The sequence below is a fragment of the Campylobacter concisus genome (genome assembly GCF_050447505.1).
GTDB lineage: Bacteria > Campylobacterota > Campylobacteria > Campylobacterales > Campylobacteraceae > Campylobacter_A > Campylobacter_A concisus_BP.
The window spans coordinates 1,730,986-1,749,820 of sequence record NZ_JALMFZ010000001.1 but is presented as its reverse complement, the minus strand read 5'-3'; the positions used below and the strand labels follow the sequence as shown (position 1 = coordinate 1,749,820).

The following is an 18,835-nucleotide window of genomic DNA, read 5'->3' as shown; positions in this document are numbered from 1 at the left end:
TATGTTAAGTTTTAATGATTTTAAAGAAATGGCCCAAAATACTTCTCTAAATAATATAGAAAAAGTTGGGTTTTCTAATTTACATAGAAAGGAAACAGAGGCAAATATTTTTCCGGATATTTTAAACAAATTAAAAATAAAGCAAGAATCTAAAGGATCAAAAATTATAATGGATATTGGGTGTGGTTGTTCTGGTCCTGTTAGATCTCTCATAGAATATTCTAAGCAAAATAACTTCATTTTATATTTAGTTGATTCGAAAGAAATGCTAGATAATTTACCAAATGAACCTTTTATAAATAAAATTCCATATGAATTTCCATACAATTACGATTATGGTCAGTTGTATTCAAAAGTTGACTATATTATTGTTTATTCTGTTTTGCAACTAGTTGTTTATCATTCTAACTATGTAAGATTTTTGGACGAATGTATACAGCTTCTTAAAGATACAGGAGGGAGAATGCTGATTGGAGATATTCAAAATATAAGTAAGAAAAAGCGGTTTCTCTCATCTGTGTCTGGTTGTGAATTTCATAAAAAATGGTCACATTCTGATTCTGTACCAGATATTTGTTGGAATAAGCCAGAACCACTTTGTTTTGACGATAGTATGGTTTTTTTTATACTTCAAAGGTATCGCTCTATGGGATGTGAGACTTATTTGCTAGAACAGTCGGATGATCTACCTTTAAATCATACTAGAGAAGATATTCTAGTAGTGAAAAATATATGAATATTTTAGACCTAATAGGTAGAAAAAACCATCTTTTTTTACAAGATTTATTGAAACTAGGAAATGAGTTAAAAAAAATAATTAACACTTCTTCCTTTCTAGTTATCGGTGGGGCAGGGTCTATAGGCTCTGCCGTGACAAAAGAGATCTTTATAAGAGACCCCAAAAAACTCTACGTCGTCGACATCTCTGAAAACAACCTTGTCGAGCTAGTACGTGACATAAGAAGCGAGTTTGGATATATAAATGGCGACTTTAAAACTTTTGCTATAGATGTTGCAAGTGCCGAATTTGACGCACTTTTGGCGCAAAGTGGTGGATTTGACTACGTGTTAAATTTATCAGCGCTAAAGCACGTTAGAAGCGAAAAAGATCCGTTTACACTCATGAGGATGCTTGAAACAAATATCTTTAACACCGATAAAACGCTAGCACAAGCTTGCAATATGAAGTCAAAAAAATATTTTTGTGTCAGCACCGACAAGGCCGCAAACCCTGTAAATTTAATGGGAGCTAGCAAGCGCATCATGGAGATGTTTGCGTTTAGGCACTCTTTAGAGATCGACGTCTCGATGGCTAGGTTTGCAAACGTGGCATTTAGCGACGGCTCGCTTCTTTTTGGTTTTCAAAAACGCATAGAAAAGGCTCAGCCCATAGTCGCTCCAAACGACGTTAAACGCTACTTTTTAACGCCAAAAGAGAGCGGTGAACTCTGCCTTTTAAGCACTATTTTTGGCGAAAATAGAGATATATTTTTCCCAAAACTAGATGAAAATTTAGACCTTATAACATTTAGCGAGATAGCCAAGCGGTACTTGGCAAATTTAGGCTACGAGCCATTTTTATGCGAAAATGAGGAGGAGGCCAGAAAGCTTGCAAAAGTGCTTCCAAAAGATGGCTTTTATCCTTGTCTTTTTGCGCCTAGCGACACGACTGGAGAGAAGGACTACGAGGAGTTTTTCGTTGACGGCGAGAGACTTGATATGCAAAGACTTCAAAACATCGGCATAGTCAAAAATGATGCAAATTTTGATAGCGAAAAGCTAGAAATTTTCAAAAACAATATCTTAAATTTAAAATCAAGCTTGACATGGAGCAAAGAGGATATTTTACACGAAGTTTTCGAGCTCATACCAAATTTTATGCATAAAGAAACAGGAAAATATCTCGATGAAAAGATGTGATTTTGACGAGGTTTTGAAATTTATAAAAAGCACTTTTTGCAAGGACAAAGTCCCACTTCACGAGCCTAAATTTATAGGCAATGAGAAAAAATATCTACTTGAGTGCATCGACTCTAGCTTTGTCTCAAGTGTCGGCAAATTTGTCGATGAGTTTGAGAGTAAGCTAGCTCAAATGGTAGGTGCTAAATTTGCAGTTGCCACGACAAATGGCACCTCGGCGCTTCACATCTGCCTAAAACTAGCTGGCGTAGAGCAAAATGACGAAGTGATCACGCAGCCAGTTACTTTTATAGCCACTTGCAACGCCATTAGCTACCTTTTTGCAAAGCCGGTTTTTGTGGACGTTGATCTTGATACGCTTGGCATGTCGCCAGCGTCACTTAGTGCATTTTTAGAGAAAAACTGCGAGCTAAAAGGCGGCAAATGTGTCAATAAAACTAGCGGCAGGATAGTGCGTGCTTGCGTACCTATGCACACTTTTGGACTACCTTGCAAGATAGATGAGATAGCTGAAATTTGCAAGCGTTGGAACATCGCTTTGGTGGAGGACTGTGCTGAGAGCCTTGGCAGCTACTACAAAGGCTCTCATACAGGGAATTTTGGCAAGCTTGCTGCGATGAGCTTTAATGGCAATAAGATAGTCACAAGCGGAGGTGGCGGAGCTATCATCACAAACGATGAGGAGATAGCAAAGCACGCTAAATTTATCACCACAACGGCCAAGGTGCCACATCCTTTTGAGTATCGTCATAGCGAGATCGGCTACAACTATCGCTTGCCAAATTTAAATGCAGCTCTGCTCGTGGCGCAGCTTGAAAATTTGGAACTATTTTTAAAGAGCAAACGCGAGCTTGCGATGATTTATAAAGAGTATTTTTCTAAATTTGATGATGTGAAATTTATAGATGAGCCAACGGACGCTAAGTCAAATTTTTGGCTAAACGCGGTGCTTTTTGAGAGCCGTGAAAAACGAGATGAGTTTTTGAAATTTAGTAATGAAAATGGTGTTTTTACGCGTCCTATCTGGCAGCTCATGAACGAGCTTGATATGTTTAAAGACTGTCAAAGAGATGAGCTAAAAAATGCTAAATTTCTAAGCGACAGGATAGTAAATATCCCAAGTAGCGCAAGAGTTTAGCCGTGCAAGATATAGTTTTGGTAGGTGGCGGTGGGCACTGCAAGAGTGTGATAGATGTTATCGAGAGCGAAGCTAAATTTAATATAATTGGTATCATAGATACGGCAGAAAATATTGGCAAAAAGGTGCTTGGCTATGAGATCATAGGTAGCGATGATGATCTGGCTGAGGTTTTTAAATCATGCAAAAATGCTGTGGTGACGGTTGGGCAGATAAAAAGCAGTGAGCCTAGAAAAAGGCTGTTTGCGCTACTAAAAGAGATAGGTTTTGGCCTTCCAGTCATTATCTCTTCGCTTGCGTATATTTCAAAGCATGCAAGTGTAGGCGAGGGAACGGTTGTGATGCATCATGCCTTGATCAACGCTGGTGCAAGTGTCGGTAAAAACTGCATCATAAATACAAAGGCACTTGTGGAGCATGACGCAACTATCGGCGATCATTGCCATATCTCAACAGCAAGTGTGGTAAATGGCGGCGTTGTCGTGCAGGATGGGAGTTTTTTTGGTAGCAATGCAACTAGCAAAGAGTATATAGTGATAGGCGAAAATTCTATCATAGGCGGCGGAACTAGCGTGATGAGAAGCTTGGAGAAAAACGCTTTTATAAAGGCGTAAAACTAGCATTTTAAAGGAAATTTGATGTCAAATAGAGTTTTTATCATAGCTGAGGCTGGGGTTAATCACAATGGTGATATAAATTTAGCTAAAAAACTGATCGACGTGGCAGCCAAAGCCGGCGCTGATGCAGTGAAATTTCAAACCTTTAAAGCTCAAAATCTAGTTTCAAAAAACGCGCAAAAGGCTAGCTATCAAAAAGAAACTACCGATAAAAATGAAAGCCAGTTTGAGATGATAAAAAAGCTTGAGCTAGATGAGAACACGCATAAAGAGCTTATAGCCTACTGCAAAGAAAAAAATATCACTTTTCTCTCAACTCCTTTTGATAGCGATAGCATAAAGCTTCTTGATGAGCTGGGGCTTAGTACATTTAAGATCCCAAGTGGCGAGATAACAAATTTACCTTATCTTAGGCAGATAGGTGGGCTTAATAAAAAGATCATTCTCTCAACTGGCATGGCAAATTTAGGCGAGGTGGAAGCCGCGATAGAAGCACTTGTAAAAAGTGGCACAAAACGTGAAAATATAAGCCTTCTACATGCAAATACGCAGTACCCAACGCCGATGAAGGATGTAAATTTAAAGGCGATGATAACTCTTAAAAATGCCTTTGGGCTTGAGGTCGGATATAGCGATCATACCATTGGCATCGAGGTCGATATCGCAGCGGTTGCTATGGGTGCAAAGATTATAGAAAAGCACTTTACGCTTGATAAGAGCCTGCCTGGACCTGATCACAAGGCTAGTCTTGAGCCAGACGAGCTAACGGCTATGGTTAGGGGCATTAGAAATATTGAGCTAGCACTTGGTGGTGGGCTAAAACACTTTAGCAAAAGCGAGAGTGAAAATATCAAAATAGCTAGAAAGTCGATCGTGGCAAAATGTGATATAAAAAAGGGTGAAATTTTTAGCGAGCAAAATATCTGCGTAAAACGCCCAGGAGATGGCATAAATCCTATGAGGTGGGATGAGGTGGTCGGGCAAATTTCACAAAAAGACTATAAACAAGATGAACTGATATGAGAAAAATTTGTGTAGTGACAAGCACCAGAGCTGAATATGGCCTGCTTTACTGGCTCTTAAAAGAGATCGAGGCAGATAGTGAGCTTAAGCTTCAGCTTATTGTCACTGGTATGCACCTAAGCCCTGAGTTTGGACTAACATACAAAGAGATAGAAAAAGAATTTAAGATAGATAAAAAGATAGAAATTTTAAGTAGTTCTCATACAAGTCTTGATATTTGCGCTGAGATGGCAAGAGTTTATGAGAAATTTGCTCCGGCACTAGCCGAGCTTAAACCTGATATATTAGTGCTTCTTGGCGATAGATATGAGATATTTGGAGTAGCAGGCGTGGCTAGTATCATACAGATACCAATAGCACATATCCATGGCGGTGAGACCACGCAAGGTGCGTTTGACGAGGCTTTTAGACACAGCATAACAAAGATGAGCCATATACATTTTGCAGCTACAAACGAGTACGCAAACCGCATAATTCAGCTTGGCGAAGAGCCTAGTAGAGTTTTTAATGTCGGCGGCCCTGGCATAGAAAATATAAAAAAGCTAAATTTACTAAACAAAGATGAGTTTGAAAAGTCTATAAAATTTAAGCTTGCTAAAAAAAATATCCTCATCACTTTTCACCCAGCTACACTTGAAAATAGTAGTGCAAGAGAGCAGTTTAATGAGCTTTTAAAAGCACTTGATGAACTAGAGGAAACAAATTTTATCTTCACAAAAGCAAATAGCGATACAGATAGCGATGTGATAAATAAAATGATAGATGAGTATGTGAGCGAAAACCCACAAAAAGCAGTGGCTTTTGCATCGCTTGGGCAGCTAAGATATCTAAGCGCGATCAAATTTGTTGATATCGTCCTAGGAAATAGCTCAAGTGGCCTTTTGGAAGTTCCAAGCTTTAAAAAGGCCACCATAAATATAGGCGACCGCCAAAAAGGACGTGCTCGAGCTAGCAGTGTGATAGACGTTAGGCCTGATAAAGAAGAAATTTTAGCTGCTATAAAAAGAGCATATTCAAAAGAATTTGAGCAAACTTTAAAAGATACGATAAACCCCTATGATGGTGGCAATCCAAGTAAAAAAATGGTTAAAATTTTAAAAGAGACCAAGCTTGAAGGTATTTTGAAAAAGAAATTTTATGACGTAAAGATATAAATAATGAAAAATATAAAAAACATAAAGCTAAAACAAAATGCTACTATAAAGGAAGCTTTGGGGATTATAGATAGCGGAGCTATGCAGATAGCTTTAGTTGTTGATGACAATGATAAGCTTCTTGGGACACTAACAGATGGCGATATAAGAAGGGGTATATTAAGGGGGCTAGACCTTGATAGTCCTATAGAGACGATTGTTTTTAAAGAGCCGGCTGTTGCAAAAATTTCTAGTACAAAAGAGGAAATTTTAAAGATAGCGTTATCTAAAAAACTTCACCAGATACCAATAGTAGATGATAATGGAATAGTTTTAGACTTAAAAGAGATAGAAGAGCTTGTTGAGCCAAAGATCAAGACAAATAGAGTTATCCTAATGGTAGGAGGTCTTGGCACTAGACTTAGACCACTCACGCAAGATACGCCAAAGCCGATGCTAAAGGTTGGAAATAAACCAATCCTTCAAACGATAGTCGAGAAATTTGCAGAGTATGGCTTTGTAAATATCACGATGTGCGTAAATTTTAATGCAAGCATTATTAGAGACTATTTCGGCGACGGAAAAGAATTTGGCGTAAATATAGACTATGTTTTAGAGCAAAAAAGGATGGGCACAGCAGGGGCGTTAAGCTTGCTAAAAGAGCGCCCAAGTGAGCCATTTTTCGTAATGAACGGCGATCTTCTTACAAATGTAAATTTCGAGCATATTTTTAACTACCACATGCTAAATAAAACTACAGCCACAATGTGCGTCAGAGAGTACGACTATGAGGTACCTTACGGCGTGGTAAAGATGAATGATAATAAAATAATAGAGATCGCAGAAAAACCGGTGCAGAAATTTTTCGTAAGTGCTGGGATATATATGCTCTCACCTGAAATTTTAGATCTGATCCCTAAAAATGAGTTTTACGACATGCCTGCGCTATTTGAAAAGCTTATAAAATTAAGTAAAAATGTTATATCATTCCCGATCAGAGAGTATTGGCTTGACATCGGACGTATGGAAGAATATCAAAGAGCAAATGAAGAGTATAAAGAAGTTTTTTAATGTATAAAAATAATAGTTTTTTAGCGATTGTACCGGCAAGAGGAGGCAGCAAGGGTTTGCCTGGAAAAAATATTAAAGAATTATGTGGAAAGCCACTTGTTGCGTGGAGCATAGAGGCTGGACTAAAAAGTAAATATGTAGATGAGGTCATGGTTAGCACTGACGATGAGAAAATCGCAGAAATTTCAAAAAAGTATGGTGCAAATGTCCCATTTTTAAGACCAAGTGAGTTGGCAAGTGACACCGCCACAACCTTTGATGCCATAAAACACACTATAGATTATTATAAAAATGAATTAAAAAAAGAGTTTGACTATATCGCTTTATTAGAGCCTACGTCCCCTTTGAGAGAAGTTTGTGATATAGATAGGGCTATTGAAATTTTACTAGAGTCAAAAGCTGATTCGATTGTTGGAATTTGTAAAACAGAGAGTCAAAATCCAGCTTTTTTAGTCTCAAAAGATGAAAAAGGCTTAATTTCTGGATATGAAAATAAAGATATGAGGGTTTTAAGAAGGCAAGAGATAAAAGATGTTTATTTCTTTGAAGGAACGATCTATGTCTCTAAAACGGATGTTTTGCTTGATAAAAAAACATTTTATCACGACAACACCATAGGCTATGAAGTTCCAAAATACAAATCACTAGAGATAGATGATATTGATGATTTTGTAATGATTGAAGCAATAATGAATTATAAAGGTTATAAAAAATGACTTATCAAGATAGATTATTAAAAGCAATACCAGGTGGTGCACATACTTATAGCAGAGGGTTTGATCAGTATCCAGCTAATGCTCCACAAATTTTAAAAAGAGGGAAAGGCGCATATGTATATGACGAAAATGGTAGAGAATTTTTGGACTATGGAATGGCGCTTAGGGCTGTAAATTTAGGCTACGCGAATGAAGAAATAAACAAAGCTGCGATTGAGCAAATAGAATTTGGAAACAATCTAACTAAGCCTAGCATGATCGAGCTAGAGGCTGCTGAATTATTAATAGATATGATAGATAGTGTTGATATGGTTAAATTTACTAAAAATGGCTCAACAGCAACAACAGCAGCTATCAAACTTAGTAGAGCATACACTGGAAGGGAGCTGGTTGCAAGATGCGCAGAGCACCCATTTTTTAGCTATGATGATTGGTTTATTGGCTCTACACAACTTACCAAGGGTATACCGCAAAAGGATACTGAAGGCACAAAAACGTTTGGCTATAACAACATTGAAAGCCTAGAGAGGCTTTTTGATGAATTTCCTAATCAAATAGCTTGTGTGATTTTAGAGCCAGCGGCAACAGAGCATCCAAAAGATAACTTTTTACATAAAGTAAGAGATCTGTGCCATAAAAATGGAGCAGTATTTATACTTGACGAGATGATAACTGGCTTTAGATGGCATTTAAAAGGGGCTCAATATTATTACGACATTAAGCCTGATTTGTGCACTTTCGGAAAGGCAATGGCAAATGGATTTTCAGTTGCAGCTATAGCTGGAAAAAGAGAGATAATGCAGCTTGGCAGTATAGAATTTGAAGGAAAAGAGAGAGTCTTTTTGTTGTCAACAACACATGGTGCAGAGATGAGTGGCCTAGGTGCTTTTGTTGCGGCTATGAAATTTATGAAAGAGCATAATGTGGTTGAGTATATTTGGAACTATGGCACAAAACTAATCTCGATGATAAATGAGCTTGCAAAAAAATATGAAATCGAAAGAAATTTCGTAGCAGGTGGGATCGAGTGCAGCCCATACTATTTGACCTTTGATAAAAATGGTCAAAATTCTTTAGGGCTAAGAACTCTTTTTTCTCAAGAAATGATCAAAAATGGTGTGCTTATTCCTTGGGTGGCACTTTCTTATGCTCATGGAGAAAATGAACTTGCAAAGACAAAAAACGCGCTAGAAAAAACTTTTGAAGTTTATAGAAAGGCAGTTGATGAGGGATATGAAAGATATTTAGTAGGTAGCCCTATCAAGCCAGTGTTTAGAAAATTTAACTAAAAGTAAAATTTATATAAGGAACAGCAGTGTTAAAAGATAAAGTAGTTGTAGTTACTGGTGGAGCTGGACTTATTGGTAAAGAATTTATAAAAGCCATTGTTGAAAACAACGGCATAGCTATTATCGCGGATATAAATGAAAAAATAGGACAAGAGGTAAAGGAGGAGCTATCTAAAGAGCTAAATTCAAAAAATATAGACTTTGTGAAGCTCGACATCACGTCTAAAGACTCTTTGGAGGCTTGTATAAAATATTTGCATAATAAGTATAAAAGGATAGATGCACTAGTAAATAATGCATATCCTAGAAACAAGAACTATGGAAGGCACTTTTTTGATGTTGAGTATAGTGACTTTATAGAAAATTTGGGGCTAAATTTGGGTGGTTATTTTGCCGCATCTCAGCAGTTTGCAAGATATTTTAAAGAGCAAGGATATGGAAATATCATAAATATATGCTCGATCTATGGCGTGGTTGCTCCAAAATTTGAAATATATAACAACACAACAATGACTATGCCGGTTGAATATGCTGCCATAAAATCAGGGCTTATACACCTTACTAAATATATGGCAAAGTACTTTAAGGGGATGAATATAAAGGTAAATGCACTAAGCCCTGGCGGTATATTTGATAACCAGCCAGAGCCTTTTTTGGAAAAATATAAAGATCAGTGCCTAAACAAGGGTATGTTAAACAATAGTGACTTAAAAGGCACCTTGGTATATCTGCTTAGCGATATGAGTAGGTATGTGAATGGTCAAAATATCGTAGTTGATGATGGATTTAGCATATGATAGTGCGCTATAAAGAGGATAGTGAGAATTTTGAAGCTAGATGGCAGGAATATATCTCAGAAAATATTCACAGCCCAAGATATCTAAACTCATATCTGGACTATATGAAATTTTATTCCAAAGATATACTTAGCGATGAAAGCTTTGTGGTTGTTGAGAGCAACAAATGTGTTGGAATTTGTTTTTTGCCAGTAGAGCAAGCAAATGGCGTTGTCTATATATCTTTGTCTGGATATTTTACGGTTGCTCCGCTTGCGATAAGCGATAGAGTTTATGACATAGTTTTTAAAGAAATTTTTGAGATAAGTAAGAGCTATAATGTTTGTAAGATAATGTTTTATTTGGACTCTTTGGTTATGGAGTTTTTTAACAAATATAACTATCTTATCAAATATGGCTTTATAGATGCTACGGGCAGCAACTGCGTGCTTGATCTTTGTGGCGAAAAAAGCACTTTGTGGTCAAGACTAAGAAAACGATACAAGTCATCCATAAATGCAATTTTTAAAAATAGTGAATATGACTTTGTTGTAGTATCTAAAGAAAATCCAAGCTATGAAATCCATGAGGCATATAGAGAGCTTCACAAAAAGGCTGCTGGTAGAGAAACAAGACCTAAAACAACCTTTGATAAGCAGTATGAAATGCTACAAAATGGCAATGCTACTATTATAGGATTAAGATATAAAGGCCAATTTATAGGTCTTTGCTATTTTTTACATGCGAGCGAAGTTGTTGTATATATGAGCGGCGCAGATGATCCAGAATTTACAAATATGAGAATTCCTATATATCACGCCATTTTGCAAAAAGCTACTGAGTATTTTCATGATATGGGTTTTAAGTATATGGAGTACTCTCAGCCTGCAGGGTATAACTTAGTGGATGGATTTTTAGACTATTTGGACGAAAAACAGATAAATATAGCACATTTTAAAAGAGGTATGGGTACAAAAATGGTGCCACTATTTCGAGGAGTAAAATACTTTGATAAAAATTTACTCTTAAAAGATATAGATAGTTTTAGAGAAAAATGTGTTTCTTCTTTTGAAAGTATGACATGAAGTTTTATTTAGATATTTACTGCTCTCCAGATATATCATATCAATCTTCTATTAATCAAGGGGATCCTGTTGATTGTGATGATGTTGATGGGTTTGTTGAAAAAGTATTTGATTTTCTTTATTTTGACTATATAAAAAATAAAGATGATGAATTTTCGGAAGTTTTAAGAATAGTATCCCCTTTTATTGTGTCTAATTTGACTACTTTATATTCTAATATTCTTGTGGGGTTTCGTCTAAAACAAAAAGGTTTTGAGCTAGTTTTTACCGGCAAAGATATAATTGATAGTAGGATTGGTAAAAGATGTCTCTCCCCATATTATTTGCCAGATCTGTATTCTGATGGGAAAGAAGTGCCATTTGTTGATTTTTATCTATCTGAGATATATAATAAAAAGGACTATAAGTATTTTTTGAAAAAAATATTTATATTTTTTTCAAAAAAAGAACAGGTTGTTGTTTTAAATAGAAATAAATGGCTAATAGAGTTTTTAAATAATTCAAATATAAAATATTCAATTATAGACTTTGAATATTTTTTTGACGAGATAAAAGTAAACGATATTGTGAAATTTGATGATCCTAGTTTGAATAGTTTCATTGAGAACATATCGAAAAATATAACCCAAATAATCTCAGAAGATATGGATAAAGATAAATTTTATAACCTTTTGGTGGCAATTTTAAGAAAAATAGTTTATAAAGGACATATTGATTATAAAAACTGCAAAAATGCAATGAAAAATAAGAAAATATATTTTAATAAAATATTTACTGGAACGATGGGTAATTACAAAAGCAGAGTCATTTTTTCTGTTCTTAAGAATTTTGGCGTAGAAACAAATTCTTGTATGCATTCTGGCTCTATATCTCATATTGATTATAAATTTGATCCTAGGCTGTATATAGAATATTTAATACCTAATAATTTTTATATATTTAATAAATTTGATGTCGATACAATACATAAAAGGGTAGATAAATACGGGCTAAACATACAATTTAAGTGTCTTAAAACAAAAAAAAGTGTTGGTTGTAGCAGCAATAAAGAGCATGTGGTTGTCGAAGGTAAAAATATTAAAAAAATAGGGATACTTTCTTCAAATTTATGGGTCAACAGAAGGGCTATTTTTAACCCTAGTGATTTGCAATATTTCGAATTTAAATATAAGTTATTAAAGTTAATAGGCGAAGATTACGAAGTATGTATAAAATCACATCCAAAAGGGGCCTTAAGGCCTAAGGATAAGGTATTATCATTATTTAATAATGTTAGTTATGTGGATGAATGCCCTATGGATAAATTTTTAGAAAGTGTAGATTGTGTTATTACTCCGTTTGCTGATTCTACATCTTTTAATGAAGTTGTTTCTTCTAATACTCCGTTAATCTTAATAGATTTATGTAAAGCAGGGCTTACATCTGAGGCAAAGGAAACACTAAAAAATAGAGTAGCTTTTGTTGATTGTTCTTTTGAAAATGGTTTGGCTATAATCAATAAAGATCAATTTACTGAAGCTTTTAATAGAAAGTATATTATGGATTTTGAATTTGCTGATAGGTTTCAATAGGACATGAGCATAAAGATATTAAATTACTTTAGAGAAAATATTCCAATTCCAATTTTTATTTTATTCTTTATAATGATCATAAGTGCACTTTTCGAAATAGTTGGAATCGGTTTTTTTATTCCTCTCTTGGATACTCAGAGTAGTTCTGATCTTGTTAATATAATCAATTTTATATTTTCTAGCATTGGCTTACAATATTCAACAATTAATATTGCTATTTTAATTGTTGTAGTATTTGTTGTTAAATTTATGTTTTTAAACATTCAAAATTTCTACATTTATAAGTCTAGTTATCAGTTTATGTTTAATGTAAAAAAGAACATTATGACAAATTTGTATAGTATGGATTTTGTAGAATATAACAAAATGGGCATTGATGTATTAAATAATATTTTTGTAAAAGAGATAGAAAAGAGTGCCTTGTCTATACGTTACTTTCTCCAAATTTGGGTTAATGCTATTTATTCTTTGGCATATTTACTCTTTGCCATGTATATTAGTTTTACGCTTGTTTTAGTGTCTTTGGGGGTCGGATTAGTCGTGGTTGTGCTTCAAAGAAAAATTACAAAAGCTATTATTAGGTATTCTAAAACGGTTGTTGATTATAGTGCCAAAACAAATCTTGTAGTACTACAAATATTAAATAGCATGAAATATATTAAAGCTACCAATAGGTGTGAATATAATAATATAAATTTTAATAAAATTTCACAAGACTATAGTAATAATATGGAAAAAATGTCTTTTTTAAATTCCATACCAAAGAATATGTCCGAATTTATTGGTGTAATGGCTATTTCGGCAACAATTATTATCAACGAAATCATGTTTCATGAAAGTACTGTGACGGTTGTGTTTTTAGGATTGCTACTATATAGAACCTTGGTTAAGATACTTAGTATACAGCACTCGTATCAAGACTTTTTAATAAATATAGGCTCAGTGGAAGTTGTTATGAATGTATATAATTATATTTTAAAAAATACAGAAAAACAAAGCCAAAATGATACTTTACAACATATTTCAACCATAGGCTCTGCCAAAATGGAGAATGTCTTCATTTCTGTAGATAGCAAGGTTATACTAAAGGATATAAATGTTGAATTTAAAAAGGGTAACAACTACGCTTTAGTTGGACAATCTGGATCTGGTAAAAGTACTCTTTTAAACACACTTACTTTTTTATATAGGCCATTGTCGGGACAACTAACTATTAATAAAAATAGTATCGATAATCTAAGTTTTAGAAATAAGATCGGATATGTATCACAAGAAGTCATTATTTTTGATGGAAGTATTATGGATAATATTGTTTTTGGTGAATTGTTTGAAAAAGAAAAGTATGATGGCATAGTAAATTTACTCGGAATAGATAAGATAAGGGTTGAAAAACTAAATATGAATGGATCAAATATATCTGGTGGACAAAGACAACTTATTGCTTTAGCTAGAGAGTTATATAGGGAGCCAGATCTTTTAATATTGGATGAATTTACTAGTGCTCTGGACTCGATCACAGAAAAACGTATAATAAGTGTTATAAATTACATAAAAAAAGATAAGATAATTATAACCGTAGCACATAGGCTATCTTCTGTAATGGGCAGCGACTTAATATTATTAATGGAAAATGGAGAAATTTTAAGCCGTGGCACTTTTAAAAATTTATATGATCAAAGTTCTAAATTTAGATCTATGTGCAATGAGCAGAGTATTTTTATGGATTAGGTAGGAATGGTATGGTAGTTATAGATATAAAACAAGATCAATTTTGGAACAAATTTGAAAAAGACGAGATGAGTATATATTTAAAAGGGCATATATATTCTCACTCTATAAATGAATTAATAGAGCTACTTTATGGTATAGAGGATGAAAGTAGCATAGCAGAACTATCACATAGTATTGATGGGCACTTTGCCATTGCTGTACAAAAAAATGATCTATCTTTTATACTAGTAGATAAAATAAGAAGTACACCGTTGTTTTTTTATAAATTTGATAAAAATTTTTACGTTAGTAACAACCCACAGAATATAATTAATCAAAATGATTCAAGAGTAGGTGTTGATACAACAGTACTTTTAGAAGCTTCTATGTCTGGCTATACGATAGGCAATAAAACTTTTTACAAAGGGTTATATGCTTTAAAAGCTGGAGAGTTAGTAGTTTTTAAAGATGATAATTTTAAGTATATACAGTACTATAAATATTTTGGAGAAATAGAAAAAAAAGATTATAAAAGCTATCAAGAAGAGTTATTTGACGTAACATTAAAAATTTTTAAAAAAATTTTAAAAGATATAGGTGATAGACAGATAGTGGTGCCTTTGAGTGCTGGAAATGACTCTAGGCTAGTGGTATCTGCGCTAAAGTATCTGTCCGCTAAAAATGTTAAATGCTTCTCTTACGGTACACAAGATAATTCTGAAGCAAAAGTTGCTAAGATTGTGGCTGAGAAGTTGGGCTATGAGTGGATTTTTATTCCTTTAACTCATTGCACCGAGAAACATTATTATAGTTCAAGTGATTATGCTGAATACTTAAAATATAGTGAGAGTTTTGCATCAGTGCCGTATATACAAGGATTATCTGCACTTAAATATCTAAAGGATATTGGCTATGTAGATAGTGATGCTATATTTATAAATGGAAATAGTGGCGATTTTATTTCAGGTGCACATATTAGCAAGATGATGGAGAGTGGAAAAAATTTAAGCTCATATGAAGATAGAAAAGAAAATATTTTAAATAGCCTTATTAATAAGCATTTTTCTCTTTGGGGGTATTTAAAAACAGAGAAAAATATATCATTGATCAAGAAAAAGTTGTGGGATGAAATCGTCTTAGCCTGTGGTGATTTAAGGAGTGATAGTTCTCAGGATCATTTGTTTTACGAGTATTCTGAGTTCATAGATAGACAAACTAAGTATGTAATATCTGGTCAAAGAATTTACGAGTATTATGGATATGAGTGGAGAATGCCATTATGGGATGATGAATATTTATTTTTTTGGCAAAAGGTTCCAGCAGAATTTAAAGACGAGCAAAATCTATATGTTAGTATGTTAAAAGATAAAAATATGTGTAATGTATGGGGTGATGATATCCCTGTTAATAAAAAAAGTATTGTCCCAAGCTGGATCATCCCGTTAAGGTTTATTTTTAAAATTCCTTTTGTTTTTTTTGGTAAAAACGCAAAGAAATATTGGAGAAATTTTGAGATAAGCTTTTTTTATTATTGGATGGATGTTACTCATATGATGGATACTGTAAAGTATACAAGAGCTATGAAAGATATATTTAAGAAGCCAAGAAGTCATGTTTCATGGCAGACTGAAGATTATTTGTCAAGGTTTAGAAAATGAAAAAGACATACATTAAGTTACTTGAATTATATTTGTGTAAATGCAGTTTGAATAAACTAAATAACATGAATATAGATATTGAAAAAATAGTAGCTATTGATTCTATTAAAAATCATATAATCGATTTAAATGAAAGAAATATTGATTTAGTAGATAAGAAAAAGTGGTTTAATAATACAAAGAATAAGTATAGATTATATTCTTCTGTTTATAGGTATATAAAAACAAAAGAAATTATAGAAAAATACATTGATATAAAAAATAATAAGATTGTTGATTTTGGTGCTGGAAATGGTGTTTTCCTAGAATTTTTGGGATTGGGTGGTGTTGGTGTTGATATAAATAAAAAATGCGTTGAACATATGAAATCAAAAGGAATAGAAGCATATACGGTAGATGAGTTGTCTTCTCTTGAAAATAAATTTGATAGTGCTTTTGCTTTTGAGGTTATTGAGCATGTAGAAAATCAGTTGATGGTATTAAAAAATATTTGCGAATATATAAAAAATGGTGGCTACTTATTTTTATCTATACCTTATGTAAAAAACAGTCATGTGCTAAAAAAACAACAAGAGGATACGGCAACTAAAAGGTTAGAGAACTATCATATATTTGAGCTAGATACTACAGATTTCAAAAATTTAACAACATATACAGATCTTGAGATTGTGGAAGTTGTACATTTAAACCCACATAAAGGTTTTTTTGGAGTTTTTAGTATATTTTTTGACCTATTTTTTAGATCAAAAAGGCCAAAATGGACAATTTTTATATTGAAAAAGAATAAGAATGTCAAATAGTGCTAAAGAGATAAAAGTATTAGTAGTTTCAAGTAAATTTATAGAGGAGTATTCTGGGTCTGGACTGCGGGCTTATAATACATACAAAAGACTTTCTGATAAATATGGTATTAAATTTGATGTTGTATCAAATTCTGTATCACTTAATAATAATCTAAAATATAAATATAATGATGTGGATGTGTATAGAATTTCATCTCCATTTAATGTTCCTAAAAAAAGATCACTAAAAAGAAGCGTTATAGTTTTAGCTGATATGCTTTGGGAGTTTTTTTATAGCTGGCTATATATACGAAAAAACATAAAAGACTATGACTTGTTACATACTTTTGGCAATACATTTACTATAGGGTTTTTGACATGGTATTTTTCTAAAAAAAATAAACCCATCATAAGAGAGCTTTGCAATGATATGCCAAACCCATTTTACCCCATACAGTTTTCAAGAATTATGCAAAAGATTTTTTCAAAAGAAAATACTGTGGTTGTTGCTATATCTAAGCGGCTTGAAATCCTAGCAAGAAAATTTGCTATTAAAAATATATGGTCAAGGCCCAATCCTGTAAACGAGGATAAATTTAATTTGTGTAGTGAAGAGTTAAAAAGTATATTGAGAGAAAAATACACCAAATTTTCTGATCAAGATACTGTATTGTGTTATATCGGCAGTTTGCGTAGTAGCAAAAATCATATTTTTTTACTTGATGTCTTAAAGTTATTGCCATATCACTTTAAGTTAGTAATAGGTGGTCCTGAAAATAAACGAGAGCCTTATATGTTTGATAATATAATCAATAAAATAAAAGAATTTAGATTAGAAGATAGAGTGCAGTTTAAAATAGGCTTTGTTGATAATATGGATGAATACATAAAACTAAGTGATATTTTTGTGTTTCCATCAAAAGATGAAGGATTTGGAACGCCTATCATGGAAGCCCAAGCCTGTGGGGTGCCTATAGTGGCAAATATTATAGAAAATATAACTGATGTTGAGATAGTTGATGGAGAGGGTGGGTATTGTTCAAGCTTGGATCCGAAAGAATTTGCTAATAAAATAATAATGTCATTAAAAATTCCAAAAGAAAAGCTTACTAAAAACGTAGAAAATATTATAAATAGGGCATCTACAAAAGTTATAGATGAGGCGTACTACAAAATAATATGTGGACTAGTAAATGCATAAAAAAATAGTTATTCATCAACTATCGCTTGTTGGCATAGGAGGAGTTCAGCAGTCTTTTGTTCCATATTTTAAGATGGCGCTGCAAAAAAGTGAGTTTGACCATCAGATCTATGGCACTTATCCATTAGACGATTATTTTAAGGAAATAGGGTGTTATTATAAAAATATAAGCAGTTCCGTATTTAACAAACTAAAATTTATCTATTTTTTATACTCCAAAGACTACATAGTTCACTTTTATAATAATATAGGAAGCCACTCTTTGCATAGAATTTTAAATTCACTGCCTTTGTCAAATATTATATTGCACGAAAGGGGAGTTGCTTGGAATTTAAAAGATGAAGATATTCGTGTGTATAGAGATAATGCCAATAAAGCAAATTTATTGCTTGCAAATTCTAATGCGTCAAAAACTATGATGATTGAGAGATTTGGTGTAGATGCAAGTAAAATTCATGTTTTGTATAATGGTTTTTTAAGTGGTGATATGATTCTAAACAATAACGCATTTGCTACTAATGATAGTAATAAATTTAAAGTCGGATATATAGGCAGGCTTGATACTCCAAAAGGAGTTCATACTTTTATAGAGGTTGCAAAAAAGTTGCCACAATATGAGTTTTTTATAGCTGGGAATGGCCCATGGGAGCTGTTGCTAAAAGAGATGGCGGGTAAAAGAGACAATATATTTTTCGTTGGTAGAGTGAAGAATCCACTTGATTTTATAAATAGCATGGATCTAATCATTGTGCCATCTATTAGAGAGCCACTTGGCAACACCATAATCGAGGCTGGGTTTTGTAAGAAACCTGTAATTGCTTCATGCATAGATGGAATTTTAGAAATTATAGATAATGGGATTAGCGGTGTGCTTATAGAGCCTAAAAAGGAAATTAGTATTCGTCAGATACCTATTAATTCTGTTCCGATGCCAGAATATGTGGTCAATCCAAAAACAAAAAAGCTACAACAGCCAAAAGAGATAGAGTCTGATGAATTGGCAAATCATATAATTAACTTGGAGCAGGACTATGCGCTAAGGCAAAAATACGGGAATGCTTTATATGATAGTGTTGTAGATAAATTTAATATTAAAAAATATTTTTCAGAATTAGAAAAAATATATAAAAATATAAATTCTTAAA

General features: G+C 33.4%; 17 protein-coding genes. All 17 read left to right on the top strand.

Translation table 11 applies throughout. The features are described 5' to 3' along the window. Window position 1 precedes the first annotated feature (1 nt). The 17 genes from MTT09_RS08840 to MTT09_RS08760 all read left to right on the top strand — a co-directional run bounded on the left by MTT09_RS08840 (window position 2) and on the right by MTT09_RS08760 (window position 18,834). Window positions 2–736, top strand: coding sequence for an SAM-dependent methyltransferase (locus tag MTT09_RS08840; protein ID WP_103641992.1), 735 nt, complete (start codon window positions 2–4; stop codon window positions 734–736). Beyond that, window positions 733–1,920, top strand: coding sequence for a UDP-N-acetylglucosamine 4,6-dehydratase (locus MTT09_RS08835; protein WP_429803563.1), 1,188 nt, complete (start codon window positions 733–735; stop codon window positions 1,918–1,920). Before MTT09_RS08840 ends, MTT09_RS08835 begins: the two co-directional genes overlap by 4 nt. After that, window positions 1,907–3,058, top strand: coding sequence for a LegC family aminotransferase (locus MTT09_RS08830; protein ID WP_429803562.1), 1,152 nt, complete (start codon window positions 1,907–1,909; stop codon window positions 3,056–3,058). Before MTT09_RS08835 ends, MTT09_RS08830 begins: the two co-directional genes overlap by 14 nt. Before the next feature lie 2 nt (window positions 3,059–3,060). Further along, the gene (locus MTT09_RS08825; protein ID WP_429803561.1) at window positions 3,061–3,672 is read left to right on the top strand and encodes a NeuD/PglB/VioB family sugar acetyltransferase; all 612 of its coding nucleotides are present in this window, start codon (window positions 3,061–3,063) and stop codon (window positions 3,670–3,672) included. Between the two features lie 24 nt (window positions 3,673–3,696). Next, window positions 3,697–4,698: an N-acetylneuraminate synthase gene (gene neuB, locus MTT09_RS08820; RefSeq protein ID WP_429803560.1), complete on the top strand. Its 1,002-nt coding sequence runs from the start codon at window positions 3,697–3,699 to the stop codon at window positions 4,696–4,698. Next, on the top strand, window positions 4,695–5,852 hold the full coding sequence (gene neuC / locus MTT09_RS08815) for a UDP-N-acetylglucosamine 2-epimerase (RefSeq protein WP_429803559.1): 1,158 nt from the start codon (window positions 4,695–4,697) through the stop codon (window positions 5,850–5,852). Before neuB ends, neuC begins: the two co-directional genes overlap by 4 nt. Window positions 5,853–5,855: 3 nt before the next feature. Then, window positions 5,856–6,902: a nucleotidyltransferase family protein gene (locus MTT09_RS08810; RefSeq protein WP_429803558.1), complete on the top strand. Its 1,047-nt coding sequence runs from the start codon at window positions 5,856–5,858 to the stop codon at window positions 6,900–6,902. Beyond that, window positions 6,902–7,618 (top strand): cytidylyltransferase domain-containing protein, encoded by a 717-nt coding sequence (locus MTT09_RS08805; protein WP_429803557.1) that lies wholly within the window; start codon window positions 6,902–6,904, stop codon window positions 7,616–7,618. Before MTT09_RS08810 ends, MTT09_RS08805 begins: the two co-directional genes overlap by 1 nt. Further along, entirely contained in the window at window positions 7,615–8,907 is a 1,293-nt protein-coding gene (locus MTT09_RS08800; protein ID WP_429803556.1) for a glutamate-1-semialdehyde 2,1-aminomutase, read from the top strand. The genes MTT09_RS08805 and MTT09_RS08800 overlap by 4 nt, the downstream gene beginning before the upstream one ends. A 26-nt stretch (window positions 8,908–8,933) precedes the next feature. After that, the gene (locus MTT09_RS08795) at window positions 8,934–9,704 is read left to right on the top strand and encodes an oxidoreductase (RefSeq protein WP_429803555.1); all 771 of its coding nucleotides are present in this window, start codon (window positions 8,934–8,936) and stop codon (window positions 9,702–9,704) included. Continuing rightward, window positions 9,701–10,768 (top strand): hypothetical protein, encoded by a 1,068-nt coding sequence (locus MTT09_RS08790; RefSeq protein WP_429803554.1) that lies wholly within the window; start codon window positions 9,701–9,703, stop codon window positions 10,766–10,768. The genes MTT09_RS08795 and MTT09_RS08790 overlap by 4 nt, the downstream gene beginning before the upstream one ends. Further along, window positions 10,765–12,339 carry a hypothetical protein gene (locus MTT09_RS08785; protein ID WP_429803553.1) on the top strand — a complete coding sequence of 525 codons (1,575 nt, stop codon included), beginning with the start codon at window positions 10,765–10,767 and terminating at the stop codon, window positions 12,337–12,339. The genes MTT09_RS08790 and MTT09_RS08785 overlap by 4 nt, the downstream gene beginning before the upstream one ends. 3 nt (window positions 12,340–12,342) lie before the next feature. Further along, entirely contained in the window at window positions 12,343–14,067 is a 1,725-nt protein-coding gene (locus MTT09_RS08780) for an ATP-binding cassette domain-containing protein (RefSeq protein ID WP_429803552.1), read from the top strand. Window positions 14,068–14,078: 11 nt separating this feature from the next. Beyond that, window positions 14,079–15,707: an asparagine synthase-related protein gene (locus MTT09_RS08775; RefSeq protein WP_429803551.1), complete on the top strand. Its 1,629-nt coding sequence runs from the start codon at window positions 14,079–14,081 to the stop codon at window positions 15,705–15,707. A 65-nt stretch (window positions 15,708–15,772) separates the two neighbouring features. Continuing rightward, window positions 15,773–16,507, top strand: coding sequence for a class I SAM-dependent methyltransferase (locus tag MTT09_RS08770; protein ID WP_429803550.1), 735 nt, complete (start codon window positions 15,773–15,775; stop codon window positions 16,505–16,507). Beyond that, on the top strand, window positions 16,497–17,690 hold the full coding sequence (locus MTT09_RS08765; RefSeq protein ID WP_429803549.1) for a glycosyltransferase family 4 protein: 1,194 nt from the start codon (window positions 16,497–16,499) through the stop codon (window positions 17,688–17,690). The genes MTT09_RS08770 and MTT09_RS08765 overlap by 11 nt, the downstream gene beginning before the upstream one ends. Next, window positions 17,683–18,834 (top strand): glycosyltransferase family 4 protein, encoded by a 1,152-nt coding sequence (locus MTT09_RS08760; protein ID WP_429803548.1) that lies wholly within the window; start codon window positions 17,683–17,685, stop codon window positions 18,832–18,834. Before MTT09_RS08765 ends, MTT09_RS08760 begins: the two co-directional genes overlap by 8 nt. The last annotated feature ends 1 nt before the right edge of the window (window position 18,835 follow it).